Origin of the sequence: Mesorhizobium sp. C395A, assembly GCF_030323205.1 — a bacterium.
Classification (GTDB): domain Bacteria; phylum Pseudomonadota; class Alphaproteobacteria; order Rhizobiales; family Rhizobiaceae; genus Mesorhizobium.
Window position 1 is genome coordinate 6022694 of record NZ_CP100473.1, and the last position, 15725, is coordinate 6038418.

Annotated in this window: 10 protein-coding genes, 4 pseudogenes and 1 other annotated feature; of the genes and pseudogenes, 11 read left to right on the top strand and 3 right to left on the bottom strand. The window is 59.0% G+C overall.

Annotation, left to right across the window (positions count from 1 at the left end; genetic code table 11):
• Window positions 1–671 precede the first annotated feature (671 nt).
• Window positions 672–1699 (bottom strand): annotated as a pseudogene (locus tag NLY37_RS29130) (IS110 family RNA-guided transposase).
• Between the two features lie 106 nt (window positions 1700–1805).
• Between NLY37_RS29130 and NLY37_RS29135 the strand changes: the two are divergent.
• Window positions 1806–2701: pseudogene (locus NLY37_RS29135) on the top strand (IS3 family transposase); the annotation flags it as partial.
• Window positions 2057–2173, top strand: a sequence feature (AL1L pseudoknot). Its footprint overlaps the pseudogene before it by 117 nt.
• On the opposite strand, the pseudogene NLY37_RS29140 reads toward NLY37_RS29135, so the two are convergent.
• Window positions 2680–4107, bottom strand: a pseudogene (locus tag NLY37_RS29140) (IS30 family transposase). The pseudogenes NLY37_RS29135 and NLY37_RS29140 sit on opposite strands and share 22 nt — an antisense overlap.
• 30 nt (window positions 4108–4137) lie before the next feature.
• Between NLY37_RS29140 and NLY37_RS29145 the strand changes: the two are divergent.
• From NLY37_RS29145 to virD4, 3 genes and pseudogenes are all read left to right on the top strand, one after another.
• A pseudogene (locus NLY37_RS29145) lies at window positions 4138–4439 on the top strand (transposase domain-containing protein); the annotation flags it as partial.
• A 212-nt stretch (window positions 4440–4651) separates the two neighbouring features.
• Window positions 4652–5518: a hypothetical protein gene (locus NLY37_RS29150; protein WP_023690667.1), complete on the top strand. Its 867-nt coding sequence runs from the start codon at window positions 4652–4654 to the stop codon at window positions 5516–5518.
• Between the two features lie 229 nt (window positions 5519–5747).
• Window positions 5748–7493 carry a type IV secretion system ATPase VirD4 gene (gene virD4 / locus NLY37_RS29155; RefSeq protein ID WP_023743501.1) on the top strand — a complete coding sequence of 582 codons (1746 nt, stop codon included), beginning with the start codon at window positions 5748–5750 and terminating at the stop codon, window positions 7491–7493.
• Between the two features lie 691 nt (window positions 7494–8184).
• On the opposite strand, the gene virG is transcribed toward virD4, so the two are convergent.
• Window positions 8185–8910 carry a two-component system response regulator VirG gene (gene virG, locus NLY37_RS29160; protein WP_023685159.1) on the bottom strand — a complete coding sequence of 242 codons (726 nt, stop codon included), beginning with the start codon at window positions 8908–8910 and terminating at the stop codon, window positions 8185–8187.
• A 652-nt stretch (window positions 8911–9562) separates the two neighbouring features.
• Between virG and NLY37_RS29165 the strand changes: the two genes are divergently transcribed.
• The 7 genes from NLY37_RS29165 (at window position 9563) to NLY37_RS29195 (ending at window position 15705) form a co-directional block, all read left to right on the top strand.
• Entirely contained in the window at window positions 9563–9751 is a 189-nt protein-coding gene (locus NLY37_RS29165) for a hypothetical protein (RefSeq protein WP_023743444.1), read from the top strand.
• 450 nt (window positions 9752–10201) lie between these two features.
• Window positions 10202–10987, top strand: coding sequence for a type IV secretion system lytic transglycosylase VirB1 (locus tag NLY37_RS29170; RefSeq protein WP_023724798.1), 786 nt, complete (start codon window positions 10202–10204; stop codon window positions 10985–10987).
• A gap of 74 nt (window positions 10988–11061) precedes the next feature.
• On the top strand, window positions 11062–11367 hold the full coding sequence (gene virB2 / locus NLY37_RS29175; protein ID WP_023673707.1) for a pilin major subunit VirB2: 306 nt from the start codon (window positions 11062–11064) through the stop codon (window positions 11365–11367).
• Window positions 11367–11693, top strand: a complete 327-nt coding sequence (locus tag NLY37_RS29180; RefSeq protein WP_023679584.1) for a type IV secretion system protein VirB3 — start codon at window positions 11367–11369, stop codon at window positions 11691–11693. Before virB2 ends, NLY37_RS29180 begins: the two co-directional genes overlap by 1 nt.
• Window positions 11693–14062 carry a type IV secretion/conjugal transfer ATPase VirB4 gene (gene virB4, locus NLY37_RS29185; RefSeq protein WP_023743442.1) on the top strand — a complete coding sequence of 790 codons (2370 nt, stop codon included), beginning with the start codon at window positions 11693–11695 and terminating at the stop codon, window positions 14060–14062. Before NLY37_RS29180 ends, virB4 begins: the two co-directional genes overlap by 1 nt.
• 13 nt (window positions 14063–14075) lie before the next feature.
• Window positions 14076–14759, top strand: a complete 684-nt coding sequence (locus tag NLY37_RS29190) for a TrbJ/VirB5 family protein (protein WP_023673704.1) — start codon at window positions 14076–14078, stop codon at window positions 14757–14759.
• Between the two features lie 58 nt (window positions 14760–14817).
• A complete protein-coding gene (locus tag NLY37_RS29195; RefSeq protein WP_023673703.1) occupies window positions 14818–15705 on the top strand; it encodes a type IV secretion system protein in 888 nt (295 codons plus the stop codon).
• The last annotated feature ends 20 nt before the right edge of the window (window positions 15706–15725 follow it).

A 15725-nucleotide genomic window follows, 5' to 3' on the forward strand; every position in this document is an offset into this window, starting at 1 on the left:
CGGACCGCATTTGTTGCCGCACCGGCGGATTGTCTCATACGAAACCACGATCCCGCTCCCGGGCCATTTCCTCGACGAGACACAGGCTCAAGGGGACCTGAAGGAGGGCCAGACCGGATGGGCGATGATCTGCGGCAGGAAACGATAGCGCTGCTTGTAGCTGACGGCATATCTTTCTCCTTTGTGTGTCTGCCAGACGAGCGGGCGGGCACGGAAGTGGTCGCGCTCTGGCTGCCAGACATACTCGTCCAACCTGATGAAAACCTGACGTGTACACCCAGCCCAAACAGGTGCGAGGGGTCGGTCTATTACCAAAGGCTCTGAGGGCTGATTCTCTAGGGTTCCCGCCCAGATTGATCCGTGACCCTTGTTGTGTGCCGCCCCGGGTTGATCGGAGGCTCCATGTGTGGATGCCCCGTTTCATGCAAGTGCCTTTCGCGTCTTCGAGCATGTGATCGGGTGCGGTCATGTGTCAGGCCTGTGATGCGGCGTCGGAGGTGCCGCTGGCCGTCATGGAGATACGCGGATCAGGCGCAAATCAACTCGACGAGCTTTTCGCTCTTGGAGCCTCGGTGCATTTCCTGATCCCGATCAGACCGATCATTTGCCCTTGACGTTCACGACCTCCTCACATGCCGCCCATCATGGCCTCGCAGTCGCCGAGTGCATGCTCATGCTGCCGCGCTGCCAAGATCCCGGTAATCCTCTTTCTTTGTCAACATCGCCCATACCGAGCGAGCCATCTTGTTGGCCAACGCCATGGCAACCAGCATCAGCGGTTTGCGATCCAGCATTCGGGCGAGCCATGATCCTGGCCGCGCACCGCGGCGGGAGGCCCACTGGATGACGGACATTGCGCCGATGATCAGCAACCGTCGGATGTCCCGCTGGCCCATTTTAGACGTTCGGCCGGGCCGCTGCTTGCCACCGGTCGAGTGCTGGATAGGCACAAGTCCGAGCCAAGCGGCAAAGTCACGGCCGCGCTTGAAGGTCGACATTGGGGGCGCAAACGCTTCCACCGCCATGGCCGTGATCGGGCCGACTCCCGGCATGGTCTGAAGGCGGCGTGTATCCTCCCCGCACTGGGCTTCGCGGCGGAGGATTTTCTCCAGCTCGGCAACTTCGCAGCTCAACCGGTCGACCTGCTCCAAGTAGACGCGACCAACGTCGACAACCAGTTGGGGCATCGTAGATGCGGCGGCATCAATCGCGGCAGCCAAGGTTTTCAGGTGAGCCGGACCTTGCGGTGCGATGACGCCGTGTTCGGCAAGATGACCGCGCAAGGCGTTGATCAGTTGCGTGCGCTGGCGCACCAAGAGGTCGCGCGTCCGGAACACCATCGACCTCGCTTGCTGCTCTTCCGTCTTCACCGCCACAAACCGCATCGTTGGTCGAGATCCCGCTTCAGCTATGGCCTCGGCATCGGCGGTGTCGTTCTTCTGGCGCTTTACATAAGGCTTGACGTAGCTGGGCGGGATGAGCCTCACCTCGTGGCCCAGCTCCCGAATTGCCCGGCCCCATTCGTGTGCGCTCGCGCAGGCCTCCAAGCGACCACACAGGTTGGCTGTCGGGCCAAAAACGGGAGGACCTGAGAGCGAGCCATTCTCTTCCGGAATGCGACGCCGCCGTCGGCGTGAGCGCCATGAGCGTGGAAGACGCGCTTCGCCAGATCGATGCCAATGATGGTGACGTTGTTCATGTCGTTCCTCCTGTTGTCCGCAGCCCATTCTGCGATGGCAATTCTGCCACGCCGCTGGCTCGGCGGGAGGGGCATCCACTCCATCAACTCCTGAGAAGGTGGAACCATGACAAGCAAGGCGACTAACAAGTTCTCTCCCGAGGTCCGGACCCCCTGCGGTGCGGCTGGTTCTGGATCACGAACGCGAGCATACGTCGCGGTGGGCGGCGGTTTCATCGATCGCCGCCAAGATCGGCTGCAAGAAAGCCGAGCGTGACGGCGGCGTGCGCGCCGGAGTTCCCACGGATGCTGCGACGAAACTGAAGGCTCTGGAACGCGAGAGCCGCGAGCTTCGCAGGCCAACGAGAGCAAGGCTTCCGCGTATTTTGCCCAGGCGAAGCTCGACCGCCGGTTCAGGCCACGATCGCGTTCATCGACGATCACCGCAAGGCGCATGGGGTTGAGCCGATCTGCAAGGTGCTGCCGATCGCCCCGTCGACCTACCACGACCATGTCGCCAAGCGCGTCGACCCCTGCCGGCTGTCGGCTCGGGTAAGATGGGATACAGCCTCGAAGGATGAGGTCCGACGGTTTGAGGCGAACTTCCGCGTCTACGGCATTCGCAAGGTCTGGCGGCGGTTGCGTCGCGAGGGCTTCGAGGTCGCCCGCTGCACGGTTGCCCGCTTGATGAAGGCCATGGGCCTCGAAGGCATCGTCCGCGGCAAGCCGATCCGCACTACGGTGAGCGACAAGGCCGCACCTTGCCCTCTCGACCACGTCAACTGCCAGTTCCATGCTCCGGCGCCGAACATGCTGCGGGTCTCCGACTTCACCTGCGTCGCGACCTGGACGGGCTTCGTCTATGTCGCCTTTGTCGACACCTATGCCCGTCGGATCGTCGGCTGGCGGGTGAGCCGGACGGCGCATGCAGCCTTCGTTCTCGATGCCCTGGAACAGGCTCTCCATGATCGGCGGCCCGCGCGGGGAGGCGGGCTCATCCATCACAGCGATAGAGGCAGCCAAGGCGGATTCAACCGGATCGTCGCAACACCGGCATCATACTGTCCCCCAAGGAGCTGGTCGAGGAGTTCGGCAGGTGTTTTCCAGCCGAGCGTTTTGCGCGGTCTTGTGTTGATAGCATGGGCGACTGCGTCCAGTTCCGGGCTGTGTGCCGACTGAGATCCGTGCCCTTTGGAAAGTACTGTCTCAGCAAGCCGTTGGTGTTTTCGTTGGAGTCTCGCTGCCACGGGCTTGGGGATCGCAGAAGAAAATCTCGAGCCCGGTGTCGATGCGCAGGTCGGCTGCTGCGCCATTTCCGCTCCATGGTCCCAAGTCAGCGACTGACGCAGTTGCTCGGGAAGTTTGCCCATGGATCGGGCTATGGCTCTGCGGACTGCTTCAGCGCCGTGGCCGGCAAGTGGTGGACCGTTCTTGATGCGCAGGCTCTGCTGATAGCCATGCATGCGCGGCAGGTGAAGCACGCATTGTGAAGCGTGAACTTCGTTCCACGAGCGTACCGATCGCCTAGCTTCCGAGGCCAAGGATGAGGTCGCCTTCCCAATGTCCGGGGACAGCCCGATCGGCAATTTCGGCCGGACGGTCGCTTATTATAAGGGCGTCTCCAATGAAGGACTTGTTGCGAACTCGGGCCCGTTCGCGCGGTACGCGCAACGCTCGGCCTGAACGCAGACATGCGGTCAGTCCTCGGCGCAATGCTCCGCGTCCTTGAATGTACAAGGACTGATAGATCGTCTCGTGGCTGATCCGCATGGTTTGATCCTCTGGGTAATCGATCTGAAGCCGATTTAGCGATCTGCTCGGGGCTCCAGGTTGCCGACCACCTCCGGCTCTGTCGTTTTTTCCACACCCACCTTGGGGCCCTCGAATGAGGCGCCATTGGGGTTGGTGACTTTGCCGGCCAAGCGCTCCTCAACATATTCACGCAGAGCCGGATTGACCGCCAGCTTGCCAGGAGGCCGCCGGGACTCACGAACGGCGTGCCATTGGGCGGCACTGGCCGGTAATCCAGATTGCCGCTGCGCGTCGCGGCATTGCGCCTGACCTCCCGCGAGATTGTGCTCGGCGGCCGACCTAGCTTACGAGCAATGGCCCGGATGCCGATTCCCTTGGCAAGCTCAAGCGCAATATCCTCGCGCTCCCGAAAGAAAGATATCGCCCGAAGGCGGCTTCGCCCACGGCGCCAAATGCGTTGGCGGCATCCCTCCTGCACTCCGAAACCAGCGCGGACCAAGAGGCGTTGATGTACCGGCATCCAGTGCGGCCTCCTCGCTCGAATGTCCCAAGGCAATAGCTTGCCAGAACCGGAAGCGATTCTCACGCTGCCAGGCAGGCGGACGCCCGGGCGAATCCAGCTTCTTTCGAGTGCACCGATCTAAGCGCGTTGGTGAACCGTCATTGCAACCTCCAATCCCTTGGTGTTGCGACGACCGGTTGAATCCGCCCAACACGTCAGCATTCAATACACCGAGCGCTTGGCGGAGGCCGGCGTCGAACCCGCAGTGGGCAGTGTCGGCGACTCTTTCGAAATGCTCTCGCCGAAACGATCAACGGTCTTTACAAGGCCGAGGTGATCCATCGACGCGGACCCTGGCGCTCATTCGAGGCCGTCGAGTTCGCCAAGCTCGAATGGGTCGACTGCTTCAACAATCGCTGGCTGCTGGAGCCCATCGGCAACATCCCGCCGGCCGAAGCCGAGGAACGCTACTATGCCATGTTGGATGAACCAGCCATAGCCGCGTGACTCAAACGAAACGGCCTCCGGAATGCCCGGGGCTGTTCACATCGCATTTGATGCCAGCTTCATCGTATTTTCTTCGGCTTGGACGGGCACTTGGCAGACCCACAGAGCTGGGAACCCTTTGCCATACTACAACTGTAACATCATATCGGTTTAGCAGGTCAAGCTTCGGTGGTAACCTCATTTGGGTAGAATAACTACTTTGGAGGCGAGCAATGGATCGCGACAACAAACGGGCACGTGCAGCTGCAAGATCATCTCAAGGCGGGGGGAGCAGTAGCCTCCGTGACGTTCCAGAGGGGCCATTGAGCGATGTTGCAGAACGGCTGGTAACCGCTAACCCGCGCGATACAGCGCGAAATCTTGGGGGCTTCAAAGGCCTCGGGACGCACGAGCGAACAGCCGTTCGGGGCACTCAACCCGGGCCAGAAACTGACCTCGCGAGATTTGAAAGGCGGACCAATCGGCTTGGACGATCAGCCATCAATCTGGCCGCGACATTAACAGCCGAATTGGGGTACAGCACGGATGACATAGCATTGCAGAAAGTCGGAGCGGCCAGTAATCTAGGCGATTACCTAACGCCAGGGCTGCAAGATGCTATTGTTAATCGCATTGGCAACATGGATCCGCCGTCGCAAGCTCTCGGAGCTTATTACGTTGCGCCACACTTCAGTAAGTTTACTGACGAAAACAAATCTCGCATTCTTGATCAGGCCATTGGATTGGCTTCTTCTGATCCCGATGGTAATGTCAGGATGATGGCATCCAATGCTATTCTCAACATGTATCAACAGTTAGACGCAAATCAACAGGCCCAAGCTCACTCAGTTTTTCCCGGCATGCAAGACATCTTGCCGCACATGCCGCCGCCGCAGCATGCAGCAGAGGAACGGAGTGCGAATCTGGACGGCCACATAGCAGGTATTGAGGCTGCAGTCCGTGATACAGTAGGCCCGCAAACCTCCTATGAACAGCTGCAGCGGGGTGCTCAAGTCGGGCGGTCCATAAGCCAAGCCTACAATCACGCCCGAGAGGACCTAATGGAGGCCACCCGAAGCAGAGATCGCTCCGGCCGTTGATGTCTCGGCCATGGTACAGTGACGCTTTCTCTCCCGAATTCCGTCTACGGCCTTGCCGTTTCCAATTCGCTGGCCGTTGACGTACAAAAACCACGTCTGCCGGGTGATGCGCTGCAAGCATCGCACCACCCACTGCGGCATCGATCTGTCGAGCGGCGACATCGCGCGACGCCGGTTCGGTCTCTGAAGCACGCGCAGCATTAGCTACGGCTAATCCGGCAATGGAACAATGCTTTCAACAAAAACGACGCCCCCCAACATAGCCATTAGCATCGCGTGCTCACTCGCCGTGGGCTTCTGTGCGGCAAGTCTTTACGCAACCTTCCGCCACGGCGGCAGCGGCGAGGCTCTGATGGCGTTTGATGTCCGTGCCTTTTGGTTTGAGACGCCCTTCTATTTGGGTTTCGCAACCCCCGTTTTCTATCGGGGCGCGGCTATCGTGCTCTCGACGTCCGCGGTCGTCTTGCTGATTCAGCAGATCGTATTGCGCCGCAAGCTCGAACACCACGGGACGGCTCGTTGGGCTCGAGTGGATGAAATGCGACGCACGGGATATCTGCGACGATACCGTGGCGTGACAGGGCCGGTGTTTGGGAAGACAAGTGGCCCTTTCTGGCCTGGCTACTACCTGACCAATGGCGAGCAGCCTCACAGCCTCATCGTTGCACCGACCCGCGCTGGCAAGGGCGTCGGCATAGTCATTCCAACGCTACTTACATTCAAAGGCTCGGTGATAGCTCTGGACGTCAAGGGGGAGCTCTTTGAGCTCACCTCGAGGGCGCGCAAAGCCGCAGGTGACGACGTGTTTAAATTCGCGCCGCTGGATTCGGAGCGGCGCACAAACTGCTACAATCCGCTGTTGGATCTTATAGCGCTGCCTCCACAGCAGCAATTCACCGAGGCCCGCCGCTTGGCCGCAAACCTGATTACGGCCAAGGGGGAGGGCGCGGAAGGTTTCGTCAGCGGCGCGCGAGATATCTTTGTCGCGGGAATCCTTGCCTGCATCGAGCGGGGCACGCCAACAATCGGCGCCGTCTACGACCTCTTCGCCCAGCCGGGGGAGAAGTTTAAGCTCTTCGCGCGACTCGCCATGGAGACTCAGAACAAAGAGGCACAACGCATCTTCGACGACATGGCGGGGAACGATACGAAAATCCTAACCTCCTACACTTCCGTGCTCGGCGATGGCGGGCTCAACCTGTGGGCGGATCCCGCTGTAAAGGCGGCCACAAGTCGCTCGGACTTTTCGGTCTATGATCTTCGCCGTCGCAGAACGTGCATCTATCTTTGCGTTGGTCCGAACGACCTTGAGGTGATCGCGCCTTTGATACGCTTGTTTTTTCAGCAAATCGTTTCAATTCTGCAGCGGTCGCTGGCCCGCCGGGATGAAAAGCACGAGGTTCTCTTCCTGCTCGATGAGTTCAAGCACCTGGGTAAGCTGGAGGCGATCGAGACCGCAATCACGACTATCGCGGGCTACAAGGGGCGTTTCATGCTCATCATCCAAAGCCTTTCGGCACTGACGGGGGCTTATGGAGAGGCCGGCAAGCAGAATTTTCTCAGCAATACCGGACTGCAAGTGTTCATGGCCACGGCTGATGACGAGACTCCGAACTACATTTCCAAGGCCATCGGTGAATACACGTTTGAAGCCAAATCGATTTCCCACAGCCAGGCGCGAACGTTCGACTGGACCATTCAGAATTCACATCAAGGTGCACCGCTATTGCGTCCCGAACAGGTTCGGCTGCTCGATGACGACTACGAGATTGTTCTCATCAAAGGTCTGCCACCATTAAAATTGAGGAAGGTGCGTTATTTCTCGGATCGCATTCTGAAACGCATCTTTGAACGCCAGACAGGCGCCCTCCCGGAGCCGGCGCCCTTGACGGGAGCAGAGGAGGCGCTCTCCGCCGGATCTCAACTCGATGACCCGCTGTGTGAATTGGCGCAGGACTTTGACGATACAGTTTGATGTGAGGCTGGTGTGGACCCCGCGAAAAAATCCATCCCGTGTAACAGCTTTGTCGCAGGTGCAGGACGCCGGCTTGGAAGGAGGGGCAAGCGGGCCAAGCCCGGCGAGTGGGCTTTGAGCAGCACGTGTCCGAGGCGCTCCGGCCGCTGTTCGATGGTCGAGCTGACGAGCCGCCTACCGGTCCAGAGGAGCTTCTGCGACTGGAACAGGGGGTCTCGCGAGGTGCTTCAGCGAGGGCAGGATCATCAAGCCGCCTCATCTTTTTTCAGCAACCCAGGGATGCCCGCTGGACGGGATGACCTCAACAGAAGCGTGTCGGAGGCTTTCGCAAGCTCTGGGACGCCGGAGTTCGGGCCGCCGCCCCCAGTCTTGGCTGCCAGCCAACAGCAGATCCGCCCTTCGCCGGATGAGCTTGACCATGCAACCACCTGCCACCCGAGTGAGTCGTCCCAACAATGAACATCCCACAGCGCTGTTGTGGCCAGCGGAGACGCAGAGGGCCCTGAATGCGCCGCAAGCCGTCGCCATTCAGCAGCAGCTGAGCGAAATCGGCAATTCAGGCGGCCGCGTGCATATGCAGAGAGGGGCTGATGCGATCTCCGGACCGGTAGCTCTCGCCGTAATTGATCAGGCTGGTACTGTTGGAAGGCTTGATCAGCCTCGTCACCCCAATCTCCAGCATAGCTCACTGTCACGCGGCCAACGTGCCTCCGTAGCTAACATCTACGTCAGCGTTGAAGAAGTACCCTGCGCCACGGGATGTTTTGACCAGGCGAGGGTTGGCCGCATCAGCCTCCAGCTTTCGGCGCAAGCGCATGATTAGGACATCGATACTTCGATCGTACACCTCTTCTCCACGCACACGGCTCGCGAGCAAAAGCCGTTCTCTGGATAGCACGTTGCGGGGGTTCTCCAGAAATGCGATCAAGAGATTGAACTCACATGCGGTAAGCTTGACCTCGCCACGCTCCGCACAGATCAGTCGCCGCTGCTTCACGCTGAGCTTCCAGGCCCCAAAGCGAAATGAGCGCTGCTCTCTGGTTCGCGGACTAGAAATGCGCTGGCGTAGCGCTACTCGAATGCGGGCCAAGAATTCGCGCATCCCGAAAGGCTTGGGAATGAAATCGGTTGCGCCGAGCTCCAGTGCAACCACTTTTTCCGCCTCATCAAGCCGGTCGCCGCTGATCACTATGATAGGAACATCCGATTTTGTCGCCAGATTGCGGACGATCGCAAGTCCATCCTCCCGGCCTAGGTTAAGGTCAACAACCACGAGATCGACTGGCTCACGTGAAAGAACATAGTCAAACTGCTTGCTATCGTGGACTGCGGTTACCTTCAGGGCATGCATCGTGAGATACTCGGCGATGAGGCGCCGCATTGCGGCATCATCGTCAATGACAAGAACATGTTTCAACGGCACACCTTCAATCTTGAATCCCCTTGTCTAAACCTGTTGCCGAGCAACCCTGGGGCACCGACCCAGAACAGCTGCTCCTTGATACCACTCGCCGTTGCGTGCGGCCAATGTGAGGCCGTGCTCGTCCTGTTCTTTTCATCCCCAGCGAATTGACCGCACCAAGGCAGCCCGTGGCCACCAGACAGGTCCAAGCGCCGACATGACCCTGCCGTGTGGTCCTTCGCTTTTTCGCTTCGAGCTCCCCCGTTGGTGCAGGCCTGCCAATATCACTCAAGTTCGACCTCATGGATGCCAAGTTTCCTGCTATGCCCTTGCATCCTGGTCATCCTGGAGTTTGCGGACCTGGATCATCTCGATATCCTCCGGCTCGTGGATCCAGCTCGGACATGGTTGAGCAGCGCGGCGTTTGGCTTGATCGGAGAGGCGGTCGGCGGAAGAAGACCGTGATTCGCTGCAGCGGCCTTGTGCAAAATAGTGTGTCTCCTGCCAAGCCGGCTTCGTCCAAGGTGGCCGGCGGCCTCAAATGCTGTTCGGCGACCGGCAGGTCGCCGGTTGCGGTGAACGTCCGGGCTAACATTTCTCAGTTACTGCAACTCCTCCATCTTGAGCGTGTCACTATGCTTGTCCATTGCGCCGTCGGACTCCGTCAATGACGTGCGGTTATCTGCCGATTGAACTGTGCATGATCCACCCTTTGGCGGCGGCGGCCGAACAGCTGAACGAGGTTCGCACCAGGATGGGCTGCGCCGCCACGTCTTCCCAGTTGACCCTCGCCGCCGCGGATTTGCGCCTTCGAGCCAGCTTCGCGGACGAGCTCGCGTCTCAAGCAATGATCTGAGTGTGCAGGGCCGCGCATGGCTGCTCTTTAAGGACCGGCAGCATACCGGCAAAGTTGGGCCGCTTTATCGCCTTAGTCGATTCCCCACGGTGATCCCGAGCCTGAACAAGCCCGCCAAGCTCCCCATTTTGTCCTTGGCTTGGCGCTGACAGAAGTACCATCCATGACGCCAAAGTCGTGGCCCACACTCCAGGAGCAACGGACGGCCGGGACGAGCAATCCTGTACAGGAGTCATTGTACCAAGATGCTCCGGATGTCGCTGGCTGATCGGGCCCGCGCCACCCACGCATGCGCAAGATGCTTACCCACGCTGATACGAACACGGTCTTTGCTTCAATTGAAACCGAAAAGCTGAACTTGAACATCACACAGTAACAAACCTCCCCGATAAGCGCGTGCCGGACAGGGCCAGAACCCGTCCGGCGGCTTGGAAAGGTAGGTGATAGGGAATGTTTATTGCAGCTTGGCCGCTGGCCGTCGTCCTGTTGACATCCATGTCACTCCCAGCCGAGCCCGCGCCACTTTCCCCGCGTGAGTTCCGCAGCCTGTCGCGCAAATGCGCTCCCTGGGTTGCGCCGTCCACCCTCGCCGCGATTGCCAAGATTGAAAGTGGCTTTGACACGCTGGTGGCTCATGACAACACCACAGGTGAGCAGCTTCGCTGGATAGACCACCTGGAAGCCACGCGGGGCATCAAGGAACGCCTCGAAGCACAACATTCTGTCGATGTTGGATTGATGCAGATAAACAGCAAGAACTTTGCCATGCTCAATCTTACGCCGGAAAGGGCTTTCGAGCCCTGCGCCTCGCTTTCGGCTGCCGCCCACTTGCTTGAAAGCCGGTATGCCGGCGGCACCACTGCTGTGGCACAGCAACTGGCGCTTCGCCGTGCCATCTCGGCCTATAACACGGGCGACGTCACGCGTGGCTTCGCCAACGGTTATGTACGCAAGGTCGAGTCGGCCGCAAAGGACATCTCAAGTCTCCTTGAGCGAACGCTGGAGCCGACTGCTCGAGATGTGCCGCACCTTGAGGCACCCGGTCGGAAAGCCGTGCCGCCTCTGCTCCAGCAGAGCCAACAGGCCAATAGAAAGAAGCAGCCCAACCAAGATTCTTGGGACATTTGGGGCTCGTATCAGCCAGACCGCTCCGGGGCCGATCCCTCCGGTCCGACAGGCAGCCAGGCTGCGAAAGCACGAGAACCCGCGAACCCGAACAAACTCGTATTCGATTGAAACATGGAGATGCAATGATGACGCCACTCAAGATACTTCGTGCGCTTAAAACGCGTGTTCCTTCGCCTTTTTCCATGCTGCGCATGGCGGCTGAATATGTACCGGCCGCTGCTGCAGGCGCGGCGTGGACGGTCTTCTACAGCGGGCCAGCCGCGGCTCAGGTGACCGGAGGGACGGATCCTGCCAAGATGGTCCAGAATATCTGCACGTTCATACTTGGCCCCTTTGGACAATCACTGGCCGTGCTCGGGCTCGTAGCCATCGGTATCTCTTGGATGTTCGGTCGTGCTTCACTTGGCCTGGTTGCGGGTGTCGTTGGAGGGATCGTCATCATGTTCGGGGCCAGCTTCCTGGGCAAGGCGCTCATAGGCGGCGGCTGATGAGCGACCGGTTGGAAGTGAGCACCCTCTATGTGGCGGCGACGCGCCCCGCACTGTTTCTGGGGGTGCCGCTGACGCTGGCCGGATTGCTCATGATGTTGGCTGGGCTTGTTATCATTATTCTTCAGAACCCGCTCTACGAAATCGTTCTCGCGCCACTCTGGTTCGGAGCACGGCTGGTTGTTGAGCGTGACTATAACGCGGCAAGCGTCGTGCTGCTCTATTTGCAGACGGCCGGCAGAAGCGTGGACGGGCCGGTCTGGGGAGGCGCAAGCGTCAGCGCCAATCCGATCAGAGTGCCGAAACGCGGAAGAGGAATGGTGTAATGTTCGGCGCCAGCGGCCGGACCGAGAGGTCTGGCGAGATCTACCTTCCGTATGTTGGTCACGTAAGCGATCAGGTTGTCCTTCTGGAAGACGGATCGATCATGGCCATGGCACATGTGAACGGTGTGCCCTTTGATTTGGAAGACGCTGAGATGCGCAACTCGCGCTGCCGCGCGTTCAACACTCTCTTGCGCAACATCGCCGATGACAATGTCTCGATATACGCTCATCTTGTGAGACACAACGATGTGCCGGCGCCGGCGCCGCGCCAGTTTCAAAGTGCATTCGCTGGCAGTCTGAGCGAGGCCTACGAGCGTCGTGTGCTGTCGGGAAAGCTCTTTCGCAACGATCACTTCCTCACTTTGATCGTGTCCCCCCGCACCCCAATCGGCAAGATCGGCTTGCGGATTGCCAAGTCCCGCAGACGGAATGAGCACGATCTAGCCACCCAAATGCGGAGCCTGGAAGACCTCTGGCACATCACTGCTGGCGCACTCGGCGGTTACGGTCTGCGCCGGTTGGGCATTCGTGAGAAAGGCAACGTGCTCTTCACGGAAATCGGCGAGGCGCTTCGGCTCATGATGACTTGCCGGTTTCTTCCGGTTCCGATGGTTACCGGCTCACTTGGCGCCTCGATCTACACTGACCAGGTCATCTGCGGGAAGCGGGCGCTTGAGATTCGAAGGCCCGGGGATAGCTCCGTCGGATCATTGTTTTCGTTCCGTGAATATCCGGCGACGACGCGGCCGGGCATGCTAAATTCCTTGCTGTCCGCCAACTTCCCGCTTGTCCTGAGCCAGAGCTTTTCCTTCCTCACTCGCCCACAAGCTCATGCCAAACTAAGCCTTAAGTCCAGCCAGATGACGAGTGCCGGCGACAAGGCTCTCACCCAGATCAATGAACTTGCCGAGGCAGAGGACGCACTGGCAAGCAACGAATTCGTGATGGGTTCGCATCATCTGAGCCTGTGCGTCTATGCCGACAGCCTCAATAGCCTTGCAGATCGCGCAGCAAGTGCCCGCGCACGGCTGGCCGACGCGGGCGCCGTTATCGTCCAAGAGGGCATCGGCATGGAGGCCGCATATTGGTCCCAACTTCCGGGGAACAACAGGTGGCGCACGCGCCCGGGGGCGATCACCTCACACAATTTTGCCGGGCTCGTCTCATTTGAGAACTTCCCAAGCGGTTCCAGTTCCGGCCACTGGGGCAATGCTGTTGCGCGCTTTCGCACAAACGGTGGAACTTCTTTCGACTACATCCCCCATGAGAATGACGTCGGCATGACGGCAATATTCGGGCCCGTTGGCAAAGGCAAGACGACGCTGATGACCTTTGTCCTCGCGATGCTTGAGCAAAGCCTGGTCGATCGCAATGGTGCGATCGTCTTCTTCGACAAGGATCGGGGTGGTGAACTGCTGGTGCGAGCCACGGGAGGGACATATCTTGCGTTGCGCAGAGGCGCTCCGAGCGGCTTGGCCCCTCTGCGTGGACTGGACAACACCTCCGCCTCCCGGGATTTTCTGCGCGAGTGGTTGATGGCCCTGATCGAGAGTGACGGCCGTGGTCCGATCTCGCCGGAGGAAAGCCGTCGGCTGGAACGCGGCATTGTTCGTCAGCTTTCGTTCGAACCCCCTATGCGCTCACTTGCGGGCCTGCGCGAGTTCCTATTGCACAGCCCCTCCGAGGGCGCAGGAGCACGGCTGCAGCGGTGGTGTAGAGGGGGGGCGCTTGGATGGGCCTTTGACGGCGACGTGGACGAAGTAAGGCTGGATGCCTCCATTACGGGCTTCGACATGACGCAGCTCCTGGAATATGAGGAGGTCTGTGCACCGGCCGCCGCATACCTTCTGCATCGAGTGGGCGCTATCGTCGATGGTCGTCGGTTCGTCATGAGTTGCGACGAATTTCGATTCTATCTACTCAACCCCCAATTCTCGGCCGTTATCGACAAGTTCTTGCTCACGGTCCGCAAAAACAACGGCATGTTGATACTCGCAACGCAGCAGCCTGAACACGTTCTGGAATCGCCTCTCGGAGCTAGTCTCGTTGCGCAATGTATGACGAAAATTTTCTACCCATCACCGACGGCGGACCGCTCTGCGTATGTCGATGGCTTGAAGTGCACTGCGCAGGAGTTCGAGGCAATCCGCCAGGGAATGGCAATCGGCAGCCGCAAGTTTTTGCTCAAGCGCGATAGCGGGAGTATTGTTTGCGAATTCGATCTTGGGCAGATGCGCGAGTACGTAGCCGTACTCTCGGGGCGGGCCAACACAGTGCGCTTTGCCGACCAGCTTCGTAACCAGCACGGAGACGCCCCAAGTGGGTGGCTCGACAAGTTCATGGCCCGGTACCACGAAGTTCAAGACTGACGGAGGAATATTCATGAAATTTGCCAAACTTGCAGTAACGACCCTTGCTGCTTCCCTTCTGCTTCACGGACAGGCCCGTTCGCAATTTATCGTCAGCGACCCTGTAACAGAAACACAAGCGACCTTAACAGCGCTTTCCAATGCGGCGATCCTTGAGAGGTCAATCGAGACGCTCGCTACCACGATTGAAATGGTGACAATTCTAACGTCGTCATTCGCTGTCACGGGACTGCTAAGCTCACTGAACCAAGGAAATCACTACCCGTCGAGCAATAAGCTGGAGGAGCAGATGTTTGATGCTCGGGCGCCAGCTTCGATTATGGCCCGTAACATTGCGAAGGACCCAAATCGGATAGTCAACGGCACCGATTCAGAAGCGAAACTGTTACAGGGACAAATCGCCGGGGCCGCCAATGCCGCAGCTATTGCAGCCGACACTTTGGGCATGATGGACAAGCGCCTTAAGGATAACGCCGGCACGCTTGGTCAGCTTTCCCGCTCGGGAAATATTATGCAGGCCACCGTGACCAACGGTCTGGTCCTCAAGCAGATTCACGATGCAATGATCCAAAATGTCCAGGCCACGAGCCTCCTGACAATGGCCACTGCACAAGGGAGCCTTCACGCCGTGGAGGAGGCCGCCACGCAGCGTCGCGAACATCAGGACACCGCTAATATGTTTAGCATCCTCCCGTAAACCACACAGAGTTCATCAGGCTCAGCTGCGCTGATCAGGGACACATCAGGCTCACGCCATGAATTTCAAAATTCCCGCGCCATTCACGACTATACACACGATCTTTCATGGGGCCTTCACGTCCGGGCTGCACAAAGTGCTTGAAAACGTCCAAGCGGCGGTCAGTGCGCCTCTGGTTGCGTGTGTCACGCTCTGGATAATAATCCAAGGCTGTCTGGTCATGCGTGGTCAAGTCGATGCGCGCGGGGGTATCTCGCGCGTAATCATGGTGTCGATTGTCGTCGCCCTTATCTTAGGGCAGGCCAACTATCAGCAGTACATTGAAGCGCTCTTCGACGACACGATTCCGAGGTTGGCTCACGACATCAGTGGCAGCGACTTGCCCTTCATCGGAATCCCCCAGAAGCTCGATCTCATGTTTGCTTCAAGCCAGTATGTCTTTCAGCTGATTGCTTCCGAAATTGGGCCTATGAACGGCCAGGACATACTTGCTTTCGAGGGAGCGCAATGGATTTTCTACGGCGCGCTGTGGACAGCGTTCGAGATCTACGATGCCGTTGGAATTCTGACGAAGGTGCTCTTGACGATCGGCCCCCTGGTCCTTGTAGGCTACCTTTTTGATCACACTCGAGACATAGCCACCAGATGGATCGGCCAACTGCTCTCGTACGGGCTGCTGCTTCTCCTCCTCAACATCGTTGCAACGATAGTAATCGCTGCCGAAGCAGTCTCGCTGGCAGCCATGCTTTTGATGATCAAATTCTCGGGCACGACAGCAGCCAAGATCATCGGGCTTTACGAGCTCGACATGCTTTTCCTAGCTGGTGACGCTCTGATCGTCGCGCTTCCGACGATCGCCAGCAGCATCGCCGGCGGCTCTTGGGGAGGTGCGAACCGACCTCTTAACAGCCTCAATCGCCACTTTGCCAAAACGGCGGGTGCTTAATCAATCGACAAGCTCGGTGC

Coding starts and splice junctions, on each gene's coding strand:
- virB4 (WP_023743442.1), top strand. CDS start 11,693: ATGTTCGGCGCCAGCGGCCGGACCGAGAGGTCTGGCGAGATCTACCTT.
- virD4 (WP_023743501.1), top strand. CDS start 5,748: ATGCTTTCAACAAAAACGACGCCCCCCAACATAGCCATTAGCATCGCG.
- NLY37_RS29190 (WP_023673704.1), top strand. CDS start 14,076: ATGAAATTTGCCAAACTTGCAGTAACGACCCTTGCTGCTTCCCTTCTG.
- NLY37_RS29195 (WP_023673703.1), top strand. CDS start 14,818: ATGAATTTCAAAATTCCCGCGCCATTCACGACTATACACACGATCTTT.
- NLY37_RS29170 (WP_023724798.1), top strand. CDS start 10,202: ATGTTTATTGCAGCTTGGCCGCTGGCCGTCGTCCTGTTGACATCCATG.
- NLY37_RS29180 (WP_023679584.1), top strand. CDS start 11,367: ATGAGCGACCGGTTGGAAGTGAGCACCCTCTATGTGGCGGCGACGCGC.
- NLY37_RS29165 (WP_023743444.1), top strand. CDS start 9,563: ATGACGTGCGGTTATCTGCCGATTGAACTGTGCATGATCCACCCTTTG.
- virB2 (WP_023673707.1), top strand. CDS start 11,062: ATGCTGCGCATGGCGGCTGAATATGTACCGGCCGCTGCTGCAGGCGCG.
- NLY37_RS29150 (WP_023690667.1), top strand. CDS start 4,652: ATGGATCGCGACAACAAACGGGCACGTGCAGCTGCAAGATCATCTCAA.